The 3,734-nt window shown below is 42.9% G+C and carries 2 protein-coding genes; both read right to left on the bottom strand.

The window, feature by feature from the left end; genetic code table 11:
• Positions 1-77 precede the first annotated feature (77 nt).
• Complete coding sequence (gene ltrA, locus ACEN3Z_RS11615) at positions 78-1,373, bottom strand: group II intron reverse transcriptase/maturase (protein WP_407090955.1); 1,296 nt, start codon at positions 1,371-1,373, stop codon at positions 78-80.
• 567 nt (positions 1,374-1,940) lie between these two features.
• Positions 1,941-3,236 carry a group II intron reverse transcriptase/maturase gene (gene ltrA, locus ACEN3Z_RS11610; protein ID WP_407090955.1) on the bottom strand — a complete coding sequence of 432 codons (1,296 nt, stop codon included), beginning with the start codon at positions 3,234-3,236 and terminating at the stop codon, positions 1,941-1,943.
• Positions 3,237-3,734: the final 498 nt, after the last annotated feature.

Genomic DNA, 3,734 nt, shown 5'->3' with positions numbered 1-3,734 from the left:
AATCGAGTAGGAGACTAGCCATTATTTGACTAGTCGACCTCTCACACCACCGTGCGTACGGTTCCGTACACGGCGGTTCAATACCTTGCGTAAGCAGACTCTACCAATTCGCTTAGTGGAACTAAGCCCCATTGGTGGAGTCTTTTTGTTGTAATTGCCCGATGAACTTCAGGCGTGTTTGAAAGTCGCCAGTACATCTTACGAGAAAATGCAATGCGTTTCGCTGAGTCTAGGTCAAGTCCATAGGACTTTAATTTCTTAATAACCGTTCGTGGTTTCTTCCATCGTTTAAAGATAAGCTGTCTAAGCCGGTGATGTAACCATCCTTCTATCTCTTTAATAAATCCTTTGATAAAACCTAAACCAAAATAATTTATCCAACCTCGTGTAACTCGATTAATTTGCTGGATGATTTCTTCAAAGGTTCCTGGTCTTTTACGACTCGTCAGTCTCTTTAAAGAATTCTTGAATTTTCGCTTGGCTTGCTTGGTAGGGATAAAACGATAGGTTCCATTCACTCGGCGCATCAGACAGCTCAAGAACTTTAAACGAGTAGGTGACCCCACTTTGCTTTTCTCTTGATTGACGATGAGCTTTAAATCTTTCTCAATATATTTGGTGATACTTTCCATCACACGTTCACCGGCTCGTTTCGTCTTCACATAGATGACGAAGTCATCAGCGTAACGGACAAATCGATGACCACGTTTGGAAAGTTCTTTATCCAGTTCATGTAAGTAGACATTACTCAGTAGAGGCGAGAGAACCCCTCCTTGTGGTGCGCCTGTTTTACTTTCTACGAATTCGCCAGACAGGTCTATGACACCTGCTAATAAAAACTTACGGATAATTTTGATGATGGTCTTATCATGGATGTATTGTTCTAGATAGTAGATGAGTTTATCGTGATTCAGCGTGTCAAAGCATTGCTTCAAATCACAATCTACAACTACCCGATAACCTTCCTCATAATAGTTTACACATTGTTTGAGGGCACTATGCGTGCCTTTGCCCGGTCGAAAGCCGTGACTGTTTTCCATAAAGTGCGGGTCAATGATTGGTTCAATCACTTGTCGAATTGCTTGTTGAACAACTCGATCGCGCACACAAGGAATGCCTAGCTTTCGCTTCTCTCCATTCGGTTTTGGTATTTCTACCCGTTTAACCGGTTGGGGTTTATAAGTCCCATTAAGTAATTTATTCCGTAGAGGAATATAATACTCATTGATGTGTTCTTCTATTTCAAAGACGGTCATCCCGTCAATACCTGCTGCACCTTTATTCCGTTTAACGGATTTAATGGCAGCTTCCATATTCTCTCTTGTTACAACTCGCTCCATCAAAGACGGAGTCTTACGATACATTTCTGTCATTTCACCTAAAGTTCACTAGACACATCGATTAACTCTTTCGGTTCCACCTATTCCCTCCACCGACTGCCAACCTAAGCGGTTGTTTTCTGTCATTATTGTGAACCTTAACCTCCATTCTATAATTTGTATTGATATTGTTCGGTCCTTCGCTACATTCTCGCTACTACGACCTCTGCTGATTTCTCACTATTCGTTGTTACTACTGAGTCGCTAGTGAGACCTCCCCAGGTAAGGTGCGATAACCTTCCACTCATGTCACTGCTTCATTTACTGTTTAGGATTCGTGCAGTATTGGACTTCACTTTGTCATGCAAGCTCATCCATCCCTGTTCAGCCTTGATATGAAGTTTCTGTTCGTCAGTGCGAGTGTTTGCCTCCGGCTTCCTTCAGATTCCACCTCACGGTGGACACCCTTGCCTTTAGCTAACAGTTCCTACTGCCAAGTCTGTAGTGGACTTTCACCACCAAGTTATCGCCCATGCCGGGCGCACATCGAGTAGGAGACTAGCCATTATTTGACTAGTCGACCTCTCACACCACCGTGCGTACGGTTCCGTACACGGCGGTTCAATACCTTGCGTAAGCAGACTCTACCAATTCGCTTAGTGGAACTAAGCCCCATTGGTGGAGTCTTTTTGTTGTAATTGCCCGATGAACTTCAGGCGTGTTTGAAAGTCGCCAGTACATCTTACGAGAAAATGCAATGCGTTTCGCTGAGTCTAGGTCAAGTCCATAGGACTTTAATTTCTTAATAACCGTTCGTGGTTTCTTCCATCGTTTAAAGATAAGCTGTCTAAGCCGGTGATGTAACCATCCTTCTATCTCTTTAATAAATCCTTTGATAAAACCTAAACCAAAATAATTTATCCAACCTCGTGTAACTCGATTAATTTGCTGGATGATTTCTTCAAAGGTTCCTGGTCTTTTACGACTCGTCAGTCTCTTTAAAGAATTCTTGAATTTTCGCTTGGCTTGCTTGGTAGGGATAAAACGATAGGTTCCATTCACTCGGCGCATCAGACAGCTCAAGAACTTTAAACGAGTAGGTGACCCCACTTTGCTTTTCTCTTGATTGACGATGAGCTTTAAATCTTTCTCAATATATTTGGTGATACTTTCCATCACACGTTCACCGGCTCGTTTCGTCTTCACATAGATGACGAAGTCATCAGCGTAACGGACAAATCGATGACCACGTTTGGAAAGTTCTTTATCCAGTTCATGTAAGTAGACATTACTCAGTAGAGGCGAGAGAACCCCTCCTTGTGGTGCGCCTGTTTTACTTTCTACGAATTCGCCAGACAGGTCTATGACACCTGCTAATAAAAACTTACGGATAATTTTGATGATGGTCTTATCATGGATGTATTGTTCTAGATAGTAGATGAGTTTATCGTGATTCAGCGTGTCAAAGCATTGCTTCAAATCACAATCTACAACTACCCGATAACCTTCCTCATAATAGTTTACACATTGTTTGAGGGCACTATGCGTGCCTTTGCCCGGTCGAAAGCCGTGACTGTTTTCCATAAAGTGCGGGTCAATGATTGGTTCAATCACTTGTCGAATTGCTTGTTGAACAACTCGATCGCGCACACAAGGAATGCCTAGCTTTCGCTTCTCTCCATTCGGTTTTGGTATTTCTACCCGTTTAACCGGTTGGGGTTTATAAGTCCCATTAAGTAATTTATTCCGTAGAGGAATATAATACTCATTGATGTGTTCTTCTATTTCAAAGACGGTCATCCCGTCAATACCTGCTGCACCTTTATTCCGTTTAACGGATTTAATGGCAGCTTCCATATTCTCTCTTGTTACAACTCGCTCCATCAAAGACGGAGTCTTACGATACATTTCTGTCATTTCACCTAAAGTTCACTAGACACATCGATTAACTCTTTCGGTTCCACCTATTCCCTCCACCGACTGCCAACCTAAGCGGTTGTTTTCTGTCATTATTGTGAACCTTAACCTCCATTCTATAATTTGTATTGATATTGTTCGGTCCTTCGCTACATTCTCGCTACTACGACCTCTGCTGATTTCTCACTATTCGTTGTTACTACTGAGTCGCTAGTGAGACCTCCCCAGGTAAGGTGCGATAACCTTCCACTCATGTCACTGCTTCATTTACTGTTTAGGATTCGTGCAGTATTGGACTTCACTTTGTCATGCAAGCTCATCCATCCCTGTTCAGCCTTGATATGAAGTTTCTGTTCGTCAGTGCGAGTGTTTGCCTCCGGCTTCCTTCAGATTCCACCTCACGGTGGACACCCTTGCCTTTAGCTAACAGTTCCTACTGCCAAGTCTGTAGTGGACTTTCACCACCAAGTTATCGCCCATGCCGGGCGCACATAAAAA

Source organism: Ruoffia sp. FAM 26254 (assembly GCF_045528545.1).
Classification (GTDB): Bacteria; Bacillota; Bacilli; order Lactobacillales; family Aerococcaceae; genus Ruoffia; species Ruoffia halotolerans.
The sequence above is the reverse complement of the archived record's forward strand: the minus strand, read 5'-3'. Positions and strand labels throughout refer to the sequence as shown.

Coding starts and splice junctions, on each gene's coding strand:
- ltrA (WP_407090955.1), bottom strand. CDS start 1,373: ATGACAGAAATGTATCGTAAGACTCCGTCTTTGATGGAGCGAGTTGTA.
- ltrA (WP_407090955.1), bottom strand. CDS start 3,236: ATGACAGAAATGTATCGTAAGACTCCGTCTTTGATGGAGCGAGTTGTA.